Source organism: Fusibacter sp. QWL-12 (assembly GCF_058683495.1).
Genome location: NZ_CM178745.1, coordinates 2,344,867 through 2,365,874, shown reverse-complemented (window position 1 = coordinate 2,365,874; position 21,008 = coordinate 2,344,867). Strand labels below are relative to the sequence as shown.

General features: G+C 37.1%; 18 protein-coding genes and 1 tRNA gene. 1 reads left to right on the top strand and 18 read right to left on the bottom strand.

Going from position 1 to position 21,008, the window contains the following annotated elements:
* The first annotated feature begins 62 nt into the window (after positions 1-62).
* Positions 63-138, top strand: a tRNA-Thr gene (locus AC4PID_RS11520).
* A 310-nt stretch (positions 139-448) separates the two neighbouring features.
* Here the strand turns inward: AC4PID_RS11520 and AC4PID_RS11515 are convergent.
* The 18 genes from AC4PID_RS11515 to AC4PID_RS11430 form a co-directional block, all read right to left on the bottom strand.
* Positions 449-628: a hypothetical protein gene (locus AC4PID_RS11515; RefSeq protein ID WP_492132143.1), complete on the bottom strand. Its 180-nt coding sequence runs from the start codon at positions 626-628 to the stop codon at positions 449-451.
* A gap of 20 nt (positions 629-648) precedes the next feature.
* A complete protein-coding gene (locus AC4PID_RS11510; protein ID WP_492132142.1) occupies positions 649-1,626 on the bottom strand; it encodes an ABC transporter ATP-binding protein in 978 nt (325 codons plus the stop codon).
* A 2-nt stretch (positions 1,627-1,628) separates the two neighbouring features.
* Complete coding sequence (locus AC4PID_RS11505) at positions 1,629-2,603, bottom strand: ABC transporter ATP-binding protein (protein WP_492132141.1); 975 nt, start codon at positions 2,601-2,603, stop codon at positions 1,629-1,631.
* 7 nt (positions 2,604-2,610) lie between these two features.
* The gene (opp4C, locus tag AC4PID_RS11500; RefSeq protein WP_492132140.1) at positions 2,611-3,516 is read right to left on the bottom strand and encodes an oligopeptide ABC transporter permease; all 906 of its coding nucleotides are present in this window, start codon (positions 3,514-3,516) and stop codon (positions 2,611-2,613) included.
* A 27-nt stretch (positions 3,517-3,543) separates the two neighbouring features.
* Positions 3,544-4,524: an ABC transporter permease gene (locus AC4PID_RS11495; protein WP_492132139.1), complete on the bottom strand. Its 981-nt coding sequence runs from the start codon at positions 4,522-4,524 to the stop codon at positions 3,544-3,546.
* Between the two features lie 81 nt (positions 4,525-4,605).
* Positions 4,606-6,348, bottom strand: coding sequence for an ABC transporter substrate-binding protein (locus AC4PID_RS11490; RefSeq protein WP_492132138.1), 1,743 nt, complete (start codon positions 6,346-6,348; stop codon positions 4,606-4,608).
* A gap of 853 nt (positions 6,349-7,201) precedes the next feature.
* Positions 7,202-8,005 carry a mechanosensitive ion channel family protein gene (locus tag AC4PID_RS11485; RefSeq protein ID WP_492132137.1) on the bottom strand — a complete coding sequence of 268 codons (804 nt, stop codon included), beginning with the start codon at positions 8,003-8,005 and terminating at the stop codon, positions 7,202-7,204.
* 94 nt (positions 8,006-8,099) lie between these two features.
* A complete protein-coding gene (locus tag AC4PID_RS11480) occupies positions 8,100-8,918 on the bottom strand; it encodes a histidinol-phosphatase HisJ family protein (RefSeq protein WP_492132136.1) in 819 nt (272 codons plus the stop codon).
* Between the two features lie 132 nt (positions 8,919-9,050).
* Complete coding sequence (locus tag AC4PID_RS11475) at positions 9,051-10,028, bottom strand: ABC transporter ATP-binding protein (protein WP_492132135.1); 978 nt, start codon at positions 10,026-10,028, stop codon at positions 9,051-9,053.
* Between the two features lie 2 nt (positions 10,029-10,030).
* Positions 10,031-11,005 carry an ABC transporter ATP-binding protein gene (locus AC4PID_RS11470; RefSeq protein WP_492132134.1) on the bottom strand — a complete coding sequence of 325 codons (975 nt, stop codon included), beginning with the start codon at positions 11,003-11,005 and terminating at the stop codon, positions 10,031-10,033.
* 7 nt (positions 11,006-11,012) lie between these two features.
* Positions 11,013-11,918: an oligopeptide ABC transporter permease gene (gene opp4C / locus AC4PID_RS11465; protein WP_492132133.1), complete on the bottom strand. Its 906-nt coding sequence runs from the start codon at positions 11,916-11,918 to the stop codon at positions 11,013-11,015.
* Positions 11,919-11,945: 27 nt separating this feature from the next.
* Positions 11,946-12,926 (bottom strand): ABC transporter permease, encoded by a 981-nt coding sequence (locus tag AC4PID_RS11460; RefSeq protein WP_492132132.1) that lies wholly within the window; start codon positions 12,924-12,926, stop codon positions 11,946-11,948.
* A gap of 118 nt (positions 12,927-13,044) precedes the next feature.
* The gene (locus AC4PID_RS11455; protein ID WP_492132131.1) at positions 13,045-14,790 is read right to left on the bottom strand and encodes an ABC transporter substrate-binding protein; all 1,746 of its coding nucleotides are present in this window, start codon (positions 14,788-14,790) and stop codon (positions 13,045-13,047) included.
* Between the two features lie 771 nt (positions 14,791-15,561).
* Positions 15,562-15,744 (bottom strand): DUF6199 family natural product biosynthesis protein, encoded by a 183-nt coding sequence (locus AC4PID_RS11450; RefSeq protein ID WP_492132130.1) that lies wholly within the window; start codon positions 15,742-15,744, stop codon positions 15,562-15,564.
* Positions 15,745-15,790: 46 nt separating this feature from the next.
* On the bottom strand, positions 15,791-17,617 hold the full coding sequence (gene glmS / locus AC4PID_RS11445) for a glutamine--fructose-6-phosphate transaminase (isomerizing) (protein WP_492132129.1): 1,827 nt from the start codon (positions 17,615-17,617) through the stop codon (positions 15,791-15,793).
* A gap of 318 nt (positions 17,618-17,935) precedes the next feature.
* Positions 17,936-18,301 carry a DUF1667 domain-containing protein gene (locus tag AC4PID_RS11440; protein WP_492132128.1) on the bottom strand — a complete coding sequence of 122 codons (366 nt, stop codon included), beginning with the start codon at positions 18,299-18,301 and terminating at the stop codon, positions 17,936-17,938.
* Positions 18,302-18,315: 14 nt separating this feature from the next.
* Positions 18,316-19,569 carry an NAD(P)/FAD-dependent oxidoreductase gene (locus tag AC4PID_RS11435; RefSeq protein ID WP_492132127.1) on the bottom strand — a complete coding sequence of 418 codons (1,254 nt, stop codon included), beginning with the start codon at positions 19,567-19,569 and terminating at the stop codon, positions 18,316-18,318.
* Positions 19,553-21,001 carry an NAD(P)/FAD-dependent oxidoreductase gene (locus AC4PID_RS11430; RefSeq protein ID WP_492132126.1) on the bottom strand — a complete coding sequence of 483 codons (1,449 nt, stop codon included), beginning with the start codon at positions 20,999-21,001 and terminating at the stop codon, positions 19,553-19,555. The genes AC4PID_RS11435 and AC4PID_RS11430 overlap by 17 nt, the downstream gene beginning before the upstream one ends.
* Positions 21,002-21,008: the final 7 nt, after the last annotated feature.

The window sequence follows — 21,008 nt, the reverse complement described above, 5'->3', positions numbered from 1 at the left end:
TTCGAACTATTTAATATGCTCTTGAAATTTCCTCTCATTTCAATTATAATTACTAATGATGTGCCGTCGTAGCTCAGCAGGTAGAGCAACGCCATGGTAAGGCGTAGGTCAAGAGTTCGAATCTCTCCGTCGGCTCCAGTAAAAGGAACACTTTCAGCTGATCACTGAAGGTGTTTTTTTTATGTATCTAACTCCTTGTAAGCTTATCACAAAAGCAAATACAATTTATTAAAAATGACTTAACATTAAATTAAGTTCCCAAATCCATCTGAATTTTTTTATATACTTGTCAATTTTAGCAGTAAATCGTGAAATCGTCATTAAAACTGCATTAGAAAAGCCCCAGAAATCTCTGTATTAAATGGTTTTTACTTTATTTAATATTTTCCCTTATAGATATGAAAACAGCCCTTAAATCAACGATAAGGGCTGTTTTTTATACGAGAACCTACTTAAACATAAGCCATGCTATGAGACCAAAGAGTGCAAAGATTCCGATTAGAACTGGAAACATAGTGATCGCAGCTGCGATTGTAAGTGCGAGAAAATCTCCCTTTTCAAACTCGACATCTCTTTTATCAGGATCAATTTCCTTTTTTTTCATCACTTCTTTAAATCTCTTAAACATATTGGTTCCTTTCTTTACTCTTAAATTTCACCAGCAAAGTGGCAGTTAACGATGTGTCTTGGACCAACTTCTTTTGCTGGTGGGATCATTTCTTTACAAATATCCTTAGCATATGGACATCTTGTATGGAACTTACAACCTGATGGTGTATTAACATTCGATGGAATCTCTCCCATGATTGGTTGCATTTTCTTTAAATTTGTCGGGTCTGCTATTGGAATAGCTGCAAGTAATGCTCTTGTATACGGATGCATTGGGCTTGCATATAAGTCATTCTTATCTGCCATCTCTACCAATGAACCTAAGTACATTACACCGATTCTATCGCTGATATGTTTTACAACACTAAGGTCATGTGAGATAAAGAGGTAAGATAAGCCCATCTTCTCTTGTAAATCCATCATTAAGTTGAGTACTTGTGATTGGATCGATACATCTAGTGCCGATACTGGCTCATCGCATACCACAAACTCTGGATTTAACGCAAGCGCTCTTGCAATACCGATTCTTTGTCTTTGTCCACCTGAAAACTGATGTGGGTATCTGTTGATATGATACGCCGATAAACCACACATTTCAATAATTTCTGTTACTTTTTCTGTGAACTCTGGACCTTTTTTTACAAGACCATGTGCAAGCATCGCTTCACCTACGATTGTACTAACGTTCATTCTTGGGTTTAGTGAGCTGTATGGATCTTGGAAAATTAATTGCATTTGCTTTCTTAAGTGTTTGAGCTCTTGACCTCTGAAGCCCGAAATGTCTTTTCCATTGAAAATAATCTCACCTTCAGTTGGCTCATATAATCTTACTATCGTACGGCCAAGTGTTGATTTACCACAGCCTGACTCGCCTACTAGACCGATTGTCTCTCCACGCAATACGTCGAAAGATACGCCATCAACCGCTTTTACATTGTTGATGGTTTTTTGCATAAAGCCACCCTTGATTGGGAAGTACTTTTTGACGTCTCTGACTTCTAATATTTTCTCTTTCATCTCTAACCCTCCGTATTGCAGTGTAAGAAGCAAGCAGCAGTGTGGTTTTCACCAACTTGGTAAGTACCCGGTTGCTCTGTCTTACATCTTTCCATCGCAAATTTACATCTTGGTGCAAAATAGCAGCCTTGCGGTAATTCGAATGGGTTTGGTACAACCCCTTCAATACTGTTAAGACGCTCTTTCTCTTCTTCTAGATTTGGTATTGACTCTAAAAGACCAATTGTGTACGGATGTTTTGGTGATTTAAAGATATCTACAGCTGACGCTGATTCTACGATTTTTCCTGAATACATAACCAGTACATGGTGTGCCATCTGTGCTACAACACCAAGGTCATGCGTAATCAACATAATCGCTGTGTTTGTCTTCTTTTGAAGATCGTTCATAAGCGATAAGATCTGCGCTTGAATCGTTACATCTAGTGCAGTTGTTGGTTCATCTGCAATTAAGATCTTTGGATTACAAGCAAGTGCCATTGCGATCATCGCTCTTTGTCGCATACCACCTGATAATTGGTGAGGATAATCTCTGACAACTTTTTCTGCTCTTGGAATACCAACGAGTTTAAGTAACTCAACTGCCTTCTCTGTCGCTTCATGCTTGTTCATCTTTTGGTGCAGCTTTAACGACTCACCAATCTGATCACCTATTCTAAACACTGGGTTTAAAGAAGTCATTGGCTCTTGGAAAATCATTGATATTTCATTGCCTCTATACGTTCTTAGCTTTTTCTCATCAATGCCGACTAATTCTTCGCCATTGAATTTGATTGAGCCTTTTACAATCTTGCCTGGTTTTTCGATTAGGTTGAGGATACTCATCGCTGTAATACTTTTACCACAGCCTGACTCGCCTACGACACCTAAGGTTTGACCCTCTTTTAATACAAATGAGTTGCCATCTACTGCTTTAACTACGCCTTTTTCTGTAAAGAAATGCGTCGTCAAATCTTCTACTACTAATATATCTTTCATCTTACACCTACCTTATCTCTTTTGGATCGAAGGCATCTCTAAGACCTTCACCTAGTAAGTTGATACTTACAACTGTCAACATAATCATTACACCAGGTGGAATCCATAACCATTGCATGTTTCTAAATACATTCGTATTTCTCGCACGCTCTACCATGTTTCCCCATGTTGGTGTCGGTGGCGTTACACCTAAACCTAAGAAGGATAAACCTGCTTCTGTTAAGATTGCCCCTGCCATACCGAGTGTTGCACTAACAATGATAAATGCTAACGTATTTGGTAGTAAGTGTCTGACGATTTTTGATCTATCTGATATACCTAGTATCTCAGTTGCTTGCATAAATTCTTGTTCTCTTAACGATAAGATCTGACCTCTTACCAAACGTGCTAGTCCTGGCCAACTTAAGATACCGATTAAGAGCATTACAAAGTACATCTTTTGCTCTGAGCTCACGCGCCACATGAGTGCCGCTGAGAGTGAGATAACCGTTGGTGTAAATGGAATCGAATAGATAATCTCTGCAATACGCATGAGGAAGTTATCGATTGCACCACCGTAGTAACCCGCAATACCACCTACTAGCGAACCAATGATTACAGATACACTCGCTGCCATAAGACCAACGAGGATAGAGATTCTACCGCCGACAAATAGTCTAAGTAAAACGTCACGACCCTGTTCATCAGTGCCTAACCAGTGCGCTGCAGAAGGCGCTTGTTCTTTATCTGCTAAGTTGAATTCTGATATTTCATATGGTGAGAGCATTGGCACAAAGATTACCGATAATACGATAATGATAAATAAAGATGCGCCAACTACTGCTACTCTGTTCTTTTTAAAGCGTTCAAACGCAATCTGCCATGGGCCAACTGCTCTTTTTTTACGAGCCGTTTTTGCTTTCTTTTCAGCCATTTTCTGCCTCCTCTTTCGATTTTAGGGTTACTTCACGCGAACACGTGGGTCAACAAGTGCATAGCTTACGTCTGCAAGTAAGTTACCTGCTAACATAAGGATTGCATAGAATGTGTTGGCTGCCATTAGCATCGAGTAATCCCTGTCACCGATTGAAGTGAACAGAACGTGTCCAATCCCTGGCCAGATAAAGACGGTTTCTAGTAAGATCGATCCGCCGAATAATCCTGGGATATACATACCTAATAATGTAACGATCGGTAAAAGTGCATTTCTAAATGCATGTTTATAGATAACGACTTTCTCAGAAAGACCTTTCGATCTTGCAGTTCTGATATAGTCTTGATTGATGACTTCGATTACAGAGTTTCTTACATAACGTGTTAAGCTTGCAAGAGACGAAATAGTAACTACGGTTACTGGTAAGATCATATGTTTAAGTACATCTAGTACTTCCTGTCCAAAACTATCATACCCCTTTGCAAGGTAAATGGTAGTTCGCATCCCGTTGAGTGGCAACCACTTCGATGGGATCGCTACGAAAAATATGAGTATAAGTGCAAAGAAAAACGATGGCATCGATACACCGGTTAGTGAGAACACCGTCCAGAAGTTATCAAAGAAACCGTACTTTTTAACTGCTGATTTGATACCTACTGGTATCGCGATCAAAAATGCGAATATCATTGCAACGACATTTAAGTAGAATGAGTTCCAAATATATTTTCCTATTACATCTGCTACTGGTTTTCTGAACTTATATGAAGTTCCAAAGTCACCAGATAAACTTCTCTTTAACCAGTTGAAATATTGTACTGGTAGTGGTTCGTCAAGTCCTAATAATTCTCTAATTTGTTGTTGTTGCTCTACTGTTGCGTTAGATCCAATCCCCAAATACGCATTAACAGGATCCCCAGGCATGATTTGAAGCATTGCGAATAATATAATCGTAATGATCAAAAGCACTGGGATTAAGTGTAACAATCTCCTAGCAATATACTTTAGCATCCCTTCACTCCTTAAGCACTCTCTTTTCTTTTATGATAAAGGCGGTCTAGACGACCGCCTATCATTTGATTAAAATCTAAATTATTCTACGATTTTAGCATCTTTAAGTGCTGCTACCCAATCATATAAAGAACTTGTTTTGAAATCAACCAATTTAGGTGCATAAATATCAAAGTAGATATTTGCATAAACTGGCATCATAACAGCATCTTCATTAAGGATTTTAGCTACTTCTTGGTAAACAGGTTTCGCTTCTTCGATATCCATGATTGCTTTACCTTCATCTAACAATCTGTCTACTTCAGGGTTGCTGTAACGGCTTGTGTTGTCCATACCGCTTCCGATGTAGTCTGAATGGAATGAAGTGTAAAGTGTATGAGGATCTGGAGTTGTGATAGAAGTTGCAAGGAAGAATAAGCTCCAGTTTTCAACGTTTGCATCTGAGTTGTAGATGACATAGTCAAGAATTGTGTTGAACTCAAGGTATGCAACAGTTAATTTGATGTTTAAGCCTTGACCCCAGTCTCTTTCCCACATTGGGATAAGAGTTGCTAAGATATCATGATCAGGCATTGCTGCAATTTTAAGTTCTAAAACTTGTCCATCTTTTTCTCTGAATCCTGATGCGCCAACTTTCCAACCAGCTTCATCAAGTAAAGATTTAGCTTTTTCAAGGTCGAAATCATATTGGATCATTGAGTTTACAAGGTTATCATCAATCGCCCAAGAAATTTGAGAGAATGGGTGATATTGAGTAACAGCAAGAACTTGATCTGTATCTGCATCATAGTAGTAGCTGTTTACGAATTCTTTTACGTTGAATGCATAGTAAAGTGCTTGACGGACTTTTGCATCAGCAGTTGGGCCGTATTCACAGTTTGTTTTAATATAGCCGTAACCGCTTCTATTGTATTGGTTTAATGCAAAACCTGAATTTCTAGCTTCAGAAATTTTCTTAGGATCGATAACGCCAGCTAATAAATCTACACCACCGCTTGTTAATTCAACGATATCAGTAGTTTGGTCTACGAATTTAAGGATAATCTCTTTAATCATGTAGCCTTCGCCAACATAAAGAGGATTTCTTTCAAGGTATACCAATTCTTTTTCTTTGAATTGAGAAATTACATATGGACCAGAACCCATTGCATCAGTTGTAATTGCTTCTACAGAAGCAGTGTTACCTGGTGTAAAGTCTTTACCATAGTAATGTTGTGGCAATACTGCGTAAGTACAGTTTTCAAAGTTAACACGAAGCGCTTCTTTGAAGTTGAATCTTACAGTGTAATCATCTAAAGCTTCAACGCCGCCAAATGTATCAGTTTCACCAGCATAGTACTCATCGTATCCAACCATATCTTTTACAGCTGAGCTATAACGGCCAGTGTAAGATGGGTCAGCAAGTACTAAGTAAGTAAATACAACGTCTTGAGCTGTTAAAGGTTGTCCATCAGAGAAAACTTGATCTTTTTTGAGGTGGAAAGTGATTGATTTGCCATCTTCTGAGTATTCCCAGCTCTCAGCAACAGTGCCTTCGTATTCACCATCAATATTTCTTGATACTAAACCTTCAAATACCATGTTAACAACATATCCATCATATGATGATGAATAATAAAGTGGGTTAAAGTTACCCGATGCTTCTGTAATACCAACGATTAATGTACCACTTGGTTCAGTAGTAGCTTCTCCTGCAGTTGCAGTTGTAGATTCTCCTGCTGCAGTTGTCTCTGTTACTGTGCTGTCTTCTTTAGGGCTACATCCAGCTAAGAAAGCTGAAGCTACCATTACTAGACAAAGCAGTAATACTAACGACTTCTTCATTTAATAATCCTCCTTCTACTAATGCTAAACTTGAAATCCTAAGATTTCATTGCTGCTCTATATAAACCCAAAGGTCTATATCAAAGAAAAATCGTTGACGTTAAAAAAATAATTGCGTGCTTGGAATTATTTTTTAATTGTTCAAATAGTTCGACAATTCGCATTAAAGAAAAATTTGAACCCAAAAGGACAAGTTAACGTCATTATCAAAATGCTCATTCACAGTTTGTTCAAATTATTGTAAGCATAATTTAATAGATTAAAAAACATATAATAAAAAACTTAAAACGAAGTATTCCCTATAAATATAGAAGATTTTTACTACCAGCTGTTTTAAGTTTATTCACATCTTGTTTCAAGATATTTTTCATTCTACACCAAAAATCTTGAAAATAAAATATAAAAATCTGTCACATTTTGAATGTTAAAATCCCGAAACATTTTGGAAATGCACATAAAATTTATCAGTAATGCTATAAGTATAATTGATGTGAGAATATTACGTTATTCGAAGTATTTTTTCAGAAATTTGAACACCACTTATTCTAACGCTTGCAAGAATCCATACAATTTATTTTATATAGTTCAAATTACAACACATTCCCAAATTTCATTCTTGACGCTAGTTTAAATTCTGATTTCAATTATCTGAAGTATTAATTTCCTTAAGAAATCTTAATATCTAGATACAAGTTGTCAGTTTGACAGAGAAATATTAGAAATTCATTAGACCGTAGAAATTACACCAAATTACCTGACCGTGTCCACTTATTCGATTTGCATTTCTATTTTTACACAAAGTAAGACCTCTCACTTATTAATGAGAGGTCTTTATCTGCTTTACTTTTCTGCATTACTTTTCTTGATTGATAATCGCCAAATGAGGATAAGGAATCTCTACACCTGCTTGATCAAATGCTTCCTTAACTTCTTCCAATAAACTAAAGTAAACCTCCCAATAATCACTGGCATTAACCCATACTCTAACCTTAAAATCAAGTGAGCTTGCACCGTGCTTTGCTAATCTAACAAATGGCTCAGGGTCTTTTAATATTAAAGGATGTTGATCCGTTACCCCAGTGATCACATTCTTTACATCAGATATTGACGTCTGGTATGCCACGGAAAATTCTAAATCAACTCTTCGAGTTGGAAACACTCCATAATTTACAAGTGCACTATTTGCCATATTTGCGTTTGGAATAATGATTGCGATATTGTCTGGTGTCGTAAGGTGTGTATAGAACAAACCAATTTCTGTTACAGTTCCTGCCTTGCCTGCACCTTCAATATAATCTCCAACCTTAAACGGTCTGAGTGCAATGATTAGTACCCCACCTGCAAGATTGGATAAACTACCTTGCAAAGCCAAACCGATAGCAATTCCAGCTGCACCAATAACGGCAACAAAAGTTGTCATTTCAACTCCAGCTGTATAAATCGCCGTAACAATTACAAGCAACTTAAGTCCCATTTTTGAAAATGACTTTAAGAACGACTGTAAAGTTGGATCAATTTTTAAATATGATTTCATTTTCATCATCCGATGTTCAATTATTGAAACGATTTTAAATCCTATAATTAACACTGCAAGTACTGTAATGAGTTTTATGCCAAAACTCAATCCAATCATCTTCAATTGTGAGATCCACTCCATATTATGCCTCCGTTAAAATTTATAGATTCATATTGTTTAGTGCTTCGATCATGTACGCTTTTGATTCTTTTACTTCTGTAAATCTATAATTCGTTTAAAGCTTAATAAATTTTGGTACCTGTTTATTAAATACACTCACGTATTTAAACCCAATCTCTTTTAATAAGGCTACTGTCTCATCGTATTTATGTCCTAAATAGTCTAGTGTATGTGCGTCTGAACCAATGGTAATTATTTCACCATTTAATGCTTTATAGAGTTTTAAAAATTGGGGATTCGGATTTGCATAATTGAGCCCATATCTAAAGCCACCAGTATTTATTTCAATCCCTTTTCCATCTTCAATTACCATTTTAAGTAAAGCCTCTACATGATCACTGTACTTATTAAAGTCTACCTTTTCGAGCTCTTCTTTGTATCTAACGTATAAATCTAAATGTCCTAATACACTATAGTCTTTAAAGGATTTGACACTCTCATAATAGGATTCAAAATAAATCCTAATAGCATCTAGATCCGTGTGGTTTTCGAAATACTTCCTATGATAGAGGTCTCTCCTCTCAACTGAGTGGAGTGACGCTATAATAAAATCGTATTGATTCATTTTTACGACGTCACTATTTCTATCTGTCAAATGAGGTTGTACCCCTATTTCAAGCCCATGATACAAGTTGATTTTACCTTTAAAATTCGATTGATGTACTTTAATCTCTTCTGCATATTTATCCCGATCAAAATCCCAATCACCAATACCACTTTCTATATCCGCATCAAAATCCACATGATCTGTGAATGCAAGATCAGTTATATCATTATCAATTGCGGTTAGAATTGATTGATTCATTTCTGTCTTTGAATCTGGTGAATAGTTGGTATGTGTATGAAAGTCCATTTTAAAGTTCTGATTTGCCATAATTACCTCTTCTGCAAAGTACTTCTAGTCAAAAAGTGTTAATGTCTTCAAATTACAAAAATAGGTTATCATAAACAGACTGTGAAAACAATTCAAAACCGCCCATTTAGATAACCTATTATTTATATGTTGTTATATTTCACCAGCGAAGTGGCAGTTAACAATGTGTCTTGGACCAACTTCTTTTGCAGGTGGGATCATTTCTTTGCAAATATCCTTAGCATATGGACATCTTGTATGGAACTTACAACCTGATGGTGTATTAACATTCGATGGTATCTCTCCCATGATTGGTTCCATTTTTCTAATGTTTGTCGGGTCTGCTACTGGAATAGCTGCAAGTAATGCTCTTGTATACGGATGCATTGGGCTTGCATATAAATCGTTCTTATCTGCCATCTCTACCAATGAACCTAAGTACATTACACCGATTCTATCGCTGATATGCTTTACAACACTAAGGTCATGTGAGATAAAGAGGTAAGATAAGCCCATCTTCTCTTGTAAATCCATCATTAAGTTGAGTACTTGTGATTGGATTGATACATCTAGTGCCGATACTGGCTCATCACATACCACAAACTCTGGATTTAACGCAAGTGCTCTTGCAATACCGATTCTTTGTCTTTGTCCACCTGAAAACTGATGTGGGTATCTGTTGATATGATACGCCGATAAACCACACATTTCAATAATTTCTGTTACTTTTTCTGTGAACTCTGGACCTTTTTTTACAAGACCATGTGCAAGCATCGCTTCACCTACGATTGTACTAACGTTCATTCTTGGGTTTAGTGAGCTGTATGGATCTTGGAAAATTAATTGCATTTGCTTTCTTAAGTGCTTGAGCTCTTGACCTCTGAAGCCCGAAATGTCTTTTCCATTGAAAATAATCTCACCTTCAGTTGGCTCATATAATCTTACTATCGTACGGCCAAGTGTTGATTTACCACAGCCTGACTCGCCTACTAGACCGATTGTCTCTCCACGCAATACGTCGAAAGATACGCCATCAACCGCTTTTACATGATTGACAGTCTTTTGTAAAAAGCCACCCTTGATTGGGAAGTACTTTTTGATGTCTCTGACTTCTAATATTTTCTCTTTCATCTCTAACCCTCCGTATTGCAGTGTAAGAAGCAAGCAGTAGTGTGGTTTTCACCAACTTGGTAAGTACCCGGTTGCTCTGTCTTACATCTTTCCATCGCAAATTTACATCTTGGTTCAAAGTAGCAGCCTTGTGGTAATTCGAATGGGTTTGGTACAACCCCTTCAATACTGTTAAGACGCTCTTTCTCTTCTTCTAGATTTGGTATTGACTCTAAAAGACCAATTGTGTACGGATGTTTTGGTGATTTAAAGATATCTACAGCTGACGCTGATTCTACGATTTTTCCTGAATACATAACCAGTACATGGTGTGCCATCTGTGCTACAACACCAAGGTCATGCGTAATCAACATAATCGCTGTGTTTGTCTTCTTTTGAAGATCGTTCATAAGCGATAAGATCTGTGCTTGAATCGTTACATCTAGTGCAGTTGTTGGTTCATCTGCAATTAAGATCTTTGGATTACAAGCAAGTGCCATTGCAATCATCGCTCTTTGTCGCATACCACCTGATAATTGGTGAGGATAATCTCTGACAACTTTTTCTGCTCTTGGAATACCAACGAGTTTAAGTAACTCAACTGCCTTCTCTGTCGCCTGATGCTTGTTCATCTTTTGGTGTAGCTTTAACGACTCACCAATCTGATCACCTATTCTAAACACTGGGTTTAAAGAAGTCATTGGTTCTTGGAAGATCATTGATATTTCATTGCCTCTATACGTTCTTAGCTTTTTCTCATCAATGCCGACTAATTCTTCGCCATTGAATTTGATTGAGCCTTTTACAATTCTGCCTGGTTTTTCGATTAGGTTGAGGATACTCATCGCTGTAATACTTTTACCACAGCCTGACTCGCCTACGACACCTAAGGTTTGACCCTCTTTTAATACAAATGAGTTGCCATCTACTGCTTTAACTACGCCTTTTTCTGTAAAGAAATGCGTCGTCAAATCTTCTACTACTAATATATCTTTCATCTTACACCTACCTTATCTCTTTTGGATCGAAGGCATCTCTAAGACCTTCACCTAGTAAGTTGATACTTACAACTGTCAACATAATCATTACACCAGGTGGAATCCATAACCATTGCATGTTTCTAAATACATTCGTATTTCTCGCACGCTCTACCATGTTTCCCCATGTTGGTGTCGGTGGCGTTACACCTAAACCTAAGAAGGATAAACCTGCTTCTGTTAAGATTGCCCCTGCCATACCGAGTGTTGCACTAACAATGATAAATGCTAACGTATTTGGTAGTAAGTGTCTGACGATTTTTGATCTATCTGATATACCTAGTATCTCAGTTGCTTGCATAAATTCTTGTTCTCTTAACGATAAGATCTGACCTCTTACCAAACGTGCTAGTCCTGGCCAACTTAAGATACCGATTAAGAGCATTACAAAGTACATCTTTTGCTCTGAGCTCACGCGCCACATGAGTGCCGCTGAGAGTGAGATAACCGTTGGTGTAAATGGAATCGAATAGATAATCTCTGCAATACGCATGAGGAAGTTATCGATTGCACCACCGTAGTAACCCGCAATACCACCTACTAGCGAGCCGATGACTACAGATACACTCGCTGCCATGAGACCAACGAGGATAGAGATTCTACCACCGACAAATAGTCTAAGTAAAACGTCACGACCTTGTTCATCTGTGCCTAGCCAGTGTGTCGATGAAGGTGCTTGTTCTTTATCTGCTAAGTTGAATTCTGATATTTCATATGGTGAGAGCATTGGCACAAAGATTACCGATAATACGATAATGATAAATAAAGATGCGCCAACTACTGCTACTCTATTTTTTCTAAAGCGTTCAAACGCAATCTGCCATGGGCCAACTGCTCTTTTTTTACGAGCCGTTTTTGCTTTCTTTTCAGCCATTTTCTGCCTCCTCTTTCGATTTTAGGGTTACTTCACGCGAATACGTGGGTCAACAAGTGCATAGCTTACGTCTGCAAGTAAGTTACCTGCTAACATAAGGATTGCATAGAATGTGTTGGCTGCCATTAGCATCGAGTAATCCCTGTCACCGATTGAAGTGAACAGAACGTGTCCAATCCCTGGCCAGATAAAGACGGTTTCTAGTAAGATCGATCCTCCGAATAATCCAGGAATATAAAGGCCTAATAATGTAACGATCGGTAAAAGTGCATTTCTAAATGCATGTTTATAGATAACGACTTTCTCAGAAAGACCTTTCGATCTTGCAGTTCTGATATAGTCTTGATTGATGACTTCGATTACAGAGTTTCTTACATAACGTGTTAAGCTTGCAAGAGACGAAATAGTAACTACGGTTACTGGTAAGATCATATGTTTAAGTACATCTAGTACTTCCTGTCCAAAACTATCATAACCCTTTGCAAGGTAAATGGTGGTTCGCATCCCGTTCAGTGGCAACCACTTCGATGGGATCGCTACGAAAAATATGAGTATAAGTGCAAAGAAAAACGATGGCATCGATACACCGGTTAGTGAGAACACCGTCCAGAAGTTATCAAAGAGTCCGTACTTTTTAACTGCTGATTTGATACCTACTGGTATTGCTATTGCAAATGCGAATATCATTGCAACGACATTTAAGTAGAATGAGTTCCAAATATATTTTCCTATTACTTCAGCTACTGGCTTTCTGAACTTATATGAAGTTCCAAAATCACCAGATAAACTTCTCTTTAACCAGTTGAAATATTGTACTGGTAGTGGTTCGTCAAGTCCTAATAATTCTCTAATTTGTTGTTGTTGCTCTACTGTTGCGTTAGATCCAATCCCCAAATACGCATTAACAGGATCTCCAGGCATGATTTGAAGCATTGCGAATAATATAATCGTAATGACCAAAAGCACTGGGATTAAGTGCAGAATTCTCCTAGCAATATACTTTAGCATCCCTTTACTCCTTCTTAAAAGACTATAAAACAAAACCTATAGATTAAATTAAAGGCAGTCTGGTTAGAGACTGCCTTCATGCCACAATAAATAAATATGTGTGGTTGTTAATGTTTTCTTATTCTACAATCTTAGCATCTTTAAGAGCTGATACCCAGTTGTAAAGTGAGCTTGTTTTGAAGTCTACTAATTTAGCAGCATAGATATCAAAATAAGTGTTTGCATAAACTGGCATCATAACAGCTTCTTCGTTAAGAATCTTAGCGATTTGTTGGTAAACTGGTTTCGCTTCTTCGATATCCATGATTGCTTTACCTTCGTCTAACAATCTGTCAACTTCAGGATTGTTGTAACGGCTTGTGTTGTCCATACCGCTTCCGATGTAGTCTGAATGGAATGAAGAATAAAGTGTATCTGGATCTGGAGTTGTGATTGAAGTTGCAAGGAAGAATAAGCTCCAGTTTTCAACGTTTGCATCTGAATTGTAGATAACATAGTCAAGAATTGTGTTGAATTCAAGGTATGCAACTGTTAATTTGATGTTTAAGCCTTGACCCCAGTCTCTTTCCCACATTGGGATAAGAGTTGCTAAGATGTCATGATCAGGCATAGCTGCGATTTTAAGTTCTAAAATTTCACCATCTTTTTCTCTAAATCCTGATGCGCCAACTTTCCAACCAGCTTCATCAAGTAAAGATTTAGCTTTTTCAAGATCGAAATCGTATTGGATCATTGAGTTTACAAGGTTATCATCAATCGCCCAAGAAATTTGAGAGAATGGGTGATATTGTGTAACAGCAAGAACTTGATCTGTATCTGCATCATAGTAGTAGCTGTTTACGAATTCTTTAACGTTAAATGAATAGTAAAGTGCTTGACGAACTTTAACGTCAGCAGTTGGGCCGTATTCACAATTTGTTTTAACATAGCCGTAACCACTTCTGTTGTATTGGTTGATTTGGAATCCAGCGTTTCTAGCTTCAGAAATTTTCTTAGGATCGATAACGCCAGCTAATAAATCTACACCACCGCTTGTTAATTCAACGATATCAGTAGTTTGGTCTACGAATTTAAGGATAATCTCTTTAATCATGTAGCCTTCGCCAACATAAAGAGGATTTCTTTCAAGATAAACTAACTCTTTTTCTTTAAATTGTGAAATTACATATGGACCAGAACCCATAGCTTCAGTTGTAATTGCTTCTACAGAAGCAGTGTTACCTGGAGTAAAGTCTTTACCATAGTAGTGCTCAGGTAAGATTGCGAAAGTACAGTTTGCAAAGTTAACACGAAGTGCTTCTTTGAAATTGAATCTTACTGTGTAATCATCTAAAGCTTCAACGCCAGTGAATGAATCTGATTCACCTGCGTAGTACTCATCGTAGCCAACCATATCTTTTACTACTGAGCTATAACGGCCAGTGTAAGATGGATCAGCAAGTACTAAGTAAGTAAATACAACGTCTTGAGCTGTTAAAGGTTCTCCATCAGAGAAAACAAGATCTTTTTTCATATTGAAAGTGATTGATTTGCCATCTTCTGAGTATTCCCAGCTATCAGCAACAACGCCTTCATATTCCCCATCAAAGTTTCTTGCTACTAAACCTTCGAATACTGTATCTACCACGTATCCATCATAAGCTGATGAATAATAAAGTGGGTTAAAGTTACCAGATGCTTCTGTGATACCAACGATTAATGTACCACTTGGTTCTTCTGCAGGTGCTTCAGTTGCTGCCGCAGTAGTTTCACCAGCTGCAGCTGTTGTAGTTTGCTCTTGAGCATCTTCTTTTGGACTACAACCAGCAAGAAATGCAGAAGCTACCATTACTAAGCAAAGTAATAATACTAGCGATTTCTTCATTTAAATAATCCTCCTTCTTAATTGGGTTGGTTACATTAATTGTAAACCAATCTATATAAACCTAAAGGTTTATACTCTCTCTTATTATTATTAAGTCATTAAAAGACCCATATATAATTATTTATACATCTTACACTAGGTTTCTTAATAAATCAATAATAATTATTTAATTTTGTTCAAATTAATGTAACGTAGATGTAATATCCATATTTAATATATAACAATTTCGAATAAAATGGAATAGAAAAATTTATACGGCTTGTTAAAAAGATAAATATTACATTGCTGTAACAATTATTATCGACACTGTATTCTCCGGGTATATTTAATGAATTGAAAATGTATATAATTTACATCAATCACGTAATTATTCTAATTTCAACAGTCACTAATCAATTCAACAAAATAATTTGTCAGAATTTTCAGTTCATAATCTTTGAAAACAAACTTCAATTGTCCTCAATAGGCGGACACTCAAAAAATTCCTTTCAATTATTACAGAATGTTAATATATTCTTCGAAACTTTTAGATGCCCTAAATAATTGAAATTTCAACTAACTTTGTACTTCTTAGTCCTTTTTTTTCGCTATGATTCAATAAAAATGCATGTCCGCAGTGTGAAATATGTACTGGTAAAGATAAAATTTGTTGCTCAATACAAATCTTCGTGTATCAAGCTTTCTGGTTTTCAACATGTGACATTGAGGCTAAACAAAACCAGCTACCCAAGTTACTTGAATAGCTGGTTATAAAAACAAATTATCATTCAATTATGAAGGTAAAAATACCCATACAATAATTATGGCTACAATTGAGAATATTCGAGTTGCCTTTAGTGCAGAATCAGTAATTGGCTTTCTACCCAACTTCCAAAATTCAAATATCTTGATCGATAACATTGGATTAATGACACCAATAAGTAGAATTAAAGTAAAAAGAATCTTCGCTAACATGCTTACCTCCAGTTGTAATATCTCCATTGTAACATTAAAGAGGTAATTATTCTACCGTTACTGATTTTGCTAAGTTTCTTGGTTTATCCACATCATTTCCCCTTAAAGCAGAAACATAATAAGCCAATAGCTGTGTAGGTACTACTGCTAAAATAGGAGCCAACTCATCCATGGTTCTTGGGATGAAGAATACCTCATCAGAAGTTTTTAAAATCTGATCGTTTCCTGCTTGTGCGATAGCAAAAACATGTGCACCACGCGCTTTAACTTCTTTAATATTAGATAGCATCTTATCATAAAGCTTCTCTTGTGTTGCAAGTGCCACTACAAACGTTTCATCTTCTATTAATGCAATTGTTCCATGCTTCAGCTCACCCGCTGCAATAGCAAAACTATTAATATATGAAATTTCTTTAAGCTTTAATGATCCTTCGTAAGCTAAATCACAATCCACACCTCTGCCCATAAAGAATACCTTCTCATTGTTGAACTGACCAGCAGCCAATTTTTGAATCTCATGGCTTTTATCCAAAACCTCTTGAATTAGCTCAGGCATTGCTTTAAGTCCTTTGACAACCGCTTTGTATTGCTCATCACTGATCACTCCTTTTAGTTTCCCCATATAGAGTGCAAGTAAATAAAAAGCAGTTAATTGTGTTGTATACGCTTTAGTTGAAGCTACGCCGATTTCAGGACCAGCCCAAGTATAGAGTAAATCATCTGATTCTCTTGCTACAGAGCTCCCAACAACATTAACAATGCTCAGAACACGAGCACCCTTTCTTTTCGCTTCACGAAGCGATTGCAAGGTGTCTAATGTTTCGCCTGATTGTGATACTGCGATAAACAATGTTTTGTCGTCAACGAAAGGATCACGATATCTAAACTCTGACGCAACATCGCACTCAACAGGAATTTTTGCAAACTGTTCAATGGCTCTTCTACCAATTAAACCAGCATGATAGGCAGTTCCACAAGCTACGATGTAGATCTTATTAATATTGCTGAGAATATTTGCATCTAAATTAACGCCTTCAAGAACGATTTCATCCTTACTGTTTAATCTTCTTAAGACGGTTTCTTTAACGCCTTTTGGTTGTTCAAAAATTTCCTTTAAGGTGAAATGCTCGAATCCTTCTTTTTCTGCAGAATCAATATCCCAGGTAACCTCGAATATATCTCTTTGAACGGGTTGTCTAAGACTATTGTATATCGTCACTTTATCCTTTGTTAAGTCTACAAACTCATCATTTTCGATTAAGAGCATATTTCTCGTGTATTTCAACAAAGCTGGAATATCTGATGCAATGAAGTTTTCATTTTCTCCTAGTCCAACGATTAATGGACTGTCTTTTCTTACTGCTACCAAACGATTTGGCTCATCTTTGGAAATAACGCCAATTGCATAAGCCCCTTCCATACGATCAACAGCCTTATAGACTGCATCTAGCAAATCACCCTCATAATAGTAATCCACTAAATGTGCGATTACTTCAGAATCAGTCTCTGATTTAAAAGTCACATTTTTATCTTGAATCAACCATTCCTTAATTTCCATATAGTTTTCAATAATACCATTATGGATAACTGCAATTGTTTCACTTTGATTGAGATGTGGATGAGCATTTAAATTTGATGGCGCACCATGTGTTGCCCATCTTGTATGTCCAATCCCAATTATGCTTGTCGCATTTGGATCTAAAATCTCCTCTAAGTTCTTAAGTCTGCCTTTTGTCTTGAAAATCTTAAGCTGATTGTCAATGTTAATTGCGATTCCTGCAGAATCATAACCTCTATATTCTAATTTTGATAATCCTTCAATTAAATATGGAACTGCATTTTGAGTCCCAATATAACCAACTATTCCACACATATTAATTCTCCTTTTAATATATTCATTTTCGCAATTTACAAAAAAATAAAAAGAACACCTATCTAGGTGTTCCGTAGGACGCACTTATAGCGTTGAATCAACCTGTCAACTTTGTTCCACGAATCACTTCATGGGTTTGTATGACATTTCCGGTGTTGATCACACCGTGGGGCACCCGCCGAATTTTCGATTAACCCCACCCTCGTCAACTGCTAAGCAGTTCTGGCGCTTGTATTCAGTTGTTATAAACCAATGGACTCACCTCCTTGCACGTTCATTATAACATATTCTACCAAAAGAATATATGACAATTTTGTGTCATAGGTTCAAAACCGATCGTCCAACGACACACTCATAACACCCCTGAGCGCCTTCCACAATTAGATGATCGCCTAATGAGACCGGTGCGAAAAGCGATACATTTTTAACGTGTTCAATAAAGTCTGCCACCAAGTTGAGCGGAATCGCCTCCAAGGTTTTAATAGGCACTCTATTTATATTTCCGCCACTTAGTTTTACAGTTGTTGTTATTATTCTACTCGGATGATTTACCTCTTCTATGGCATATTTTTCCCCTCTTTGACATCGGTTGCCCGATACTGATAAAAAAGCATTTTCCTCATCTGTTATAATCTTTAAATGACAGCCCCTCGGGCAGATGATGCAAATTTTATTAAGTTCCATAGCGACCTCGCATATTAAAGCTCAACAACTTCAACCTTTATAGGCAAATCCACTTCGGGATACTTGACTGAAAGGTGAATCGATTCACCTGGAGAAAGATAATTCTGAATCAAACTAAGAAGTATTTCTTTTTCATTTGATACTTTAATTTTACCCTTTTCAATTCTCTTTGAAACGCGAAGCATGACTTCAAAAGTATCAGATTTATTCTGTTGGACTAATCTTTGAGGCATGAGCATAGCTAAGTTACTACCTTTGCTCAGTTCAATGGCTGATTTTTTTGTTTTGATTGCTTTGCCCAACGCATAAAGCGCTGCAAATTGCCCCGCCTTTTCACCAGATTCACTCACATAGTCAACCAAATCATGAACAAATGTTACATTCCCACAGGCAAAAATCCCCTCAACTTCAGTTTCAAGTTCTTGATTAATAATTGGACCTTTGGTAAAGTCATCTAATAGCAAACCCGCATTTACAGAGAGTTCATTTTCAGGTATTAATCCTACGGACAGCAAAAGCGTATCACACGCATAAAACACCTTTGTTGATTCAATTGGTTCATAACGGTCATTGACTTTTGCAACTGTAACCCCAGTGACCCTTGAATCACCATGTACTTCTACTACAGTATGTTCCAACATCAATGGAATATCATAGTCCTCTAAACACTGGGCAATGTTACGATTTAGTCCGCTTGAAAAAGGTTTAATCTCAGCAACACCTAGTACCTTACATCCCTCTAATGATAATCGTCGCGCCATAATTAACCCAATATCACCAGAACCAAGAATAAATACAGTATTACCAATCTTTTGTCCCATTATATTGATATAATGCTGTGCAGTACCTGCCGTAAATACCCCTGCTGGTCTTTTACCCGGAATTATGACAGAACCCCTTGCACGTTCTCTACAGCCCATAGCAAGTACTAAAGAAGTATAATTAATCCAAACCACTCCATATGATTTGCTCACTACCTTTATTTTTCGTTCATTTGCTGCGATTTCAACAACAATTGTATTTAACAAAACTTCTACACCTGATGTTTCAAGGTGTAAAATTTCCCGCTCAGCGTACTCAGGACCTGTAAGTTCTTCTTCAAAGCGCGTTAAACCAAACCCATTATGGATGCATTGATTTAAAATACCTCCTAGGAAAGCATCACGTTCAATGATGAGTGTCTTTGCATCATTTAATTTTGATTCAGTTGCTGCAGCAATTCCAGCTGGACCACCACCTATAACAACGACATCATATTTGTTTTCCATCTCGATTGTCCCCCATTAGAACGTTTGAGTTCTTTTTCTCAAAATCGACTACTTCTAATGCTACGCCCAGCTCTCTAGCAATAATCTCGATCACTTTAGGTCCACAAAAACCACCTTGGCATCTCCCTGCTCCAGGCCGAACTCTTCTTTTAACACCGTTAATGGTTTTAGCACCACAATTTCGTCGGATTGCGTCTACTATTTCAGCTTCTGAAATCTGCTCACATCTACATACGATATGCGCATACATTGGATTTTCATTGATCAATCTCATCTGTTCATCTTCTGATAAACTTATAAACTTTACTCTTGCTGGTCGAACTGGATCAAAACAATCATTAAGCAGCAACGGACCGCACTCACTTTCGTAGGCAATTTTAAATATGTCCATCACGTATTCTGCTATAGCTGGTGCAGCAGAGAGGCCAGGTGATTTTATTCCCGCCACATTTATGAAGTTATATTGATGCACTTTAGATATAATAAAATCACCGGACTCTGGCTCAGCTCTTATTCCTGCAAAATTTGCAATATTGAGATCTGTTGGAATGTTCTTTATGACCGACTTAGCCTTTAAAAGCACCTCTTCTAAACCTTGAAAAGTTGTTTTTGTATCATCCCTCTCTGTCCATTCTGAATTTGGACCTACGATGATATTACCATGTGCTGTTGGAGATATAACAACCCCTTTTCCAACTGAAGTAGGACAGGTGAATAAAATATGATTGGCTATTCCACCCGCTTTTTTATCTAAAAGATAATATTCCCCTTTTCTTGGCTTTATAAAGATCTCTTTCTGTAAAGGTTCAATCAGAGAATAGATTTCATCCGAATGAACGCCAGCACAATTGATAATCCACTTGGTTCTAATTTCTTTATTAATCAGAAAACCCGAATCATATTTCTCTATCCTTAAGACCTCATAATTGAGTTTTAGCTCAATACCATTGTTCATAGCATTTTCACAGGCTGCAATTGCAACTTCCCAAGGCTCAGTGATTCCCGCTGAAGGTGCATATAAGGCAATGTCAAACCCCTCATTGACGTTAGGCTCCAGGCTTTTAATTTCTTCTTTACCTATTACACGTAATCCTTGAATGCCAAGTTTGTTGCCATTATCATAAAGTTTTTTAATAGTTTCACGATCTTCCGGTAATTGTCCCAAGACTAATGAACCTATTCTTTTCAAAGGAAAGTTGAGTTCCTTTGACAACTCAGTATAGAGTTCATTTCCCCTTGCATTGAGTAATCCTTTTAAAGAATCATAATGGGCATCATAGCCAGCATGTATAAGTGCCGTATTTGCCTTTGTTGCACCACAAGCAATATCATTTTCTTTTTCAAGAATGATAATTCTTAAATTAAATCTTGAAAATTCTCTAGCGATAAGTGTTCCTACAACTCCAGCGCCTATGATTGTCACATCGTACATGCTAGCC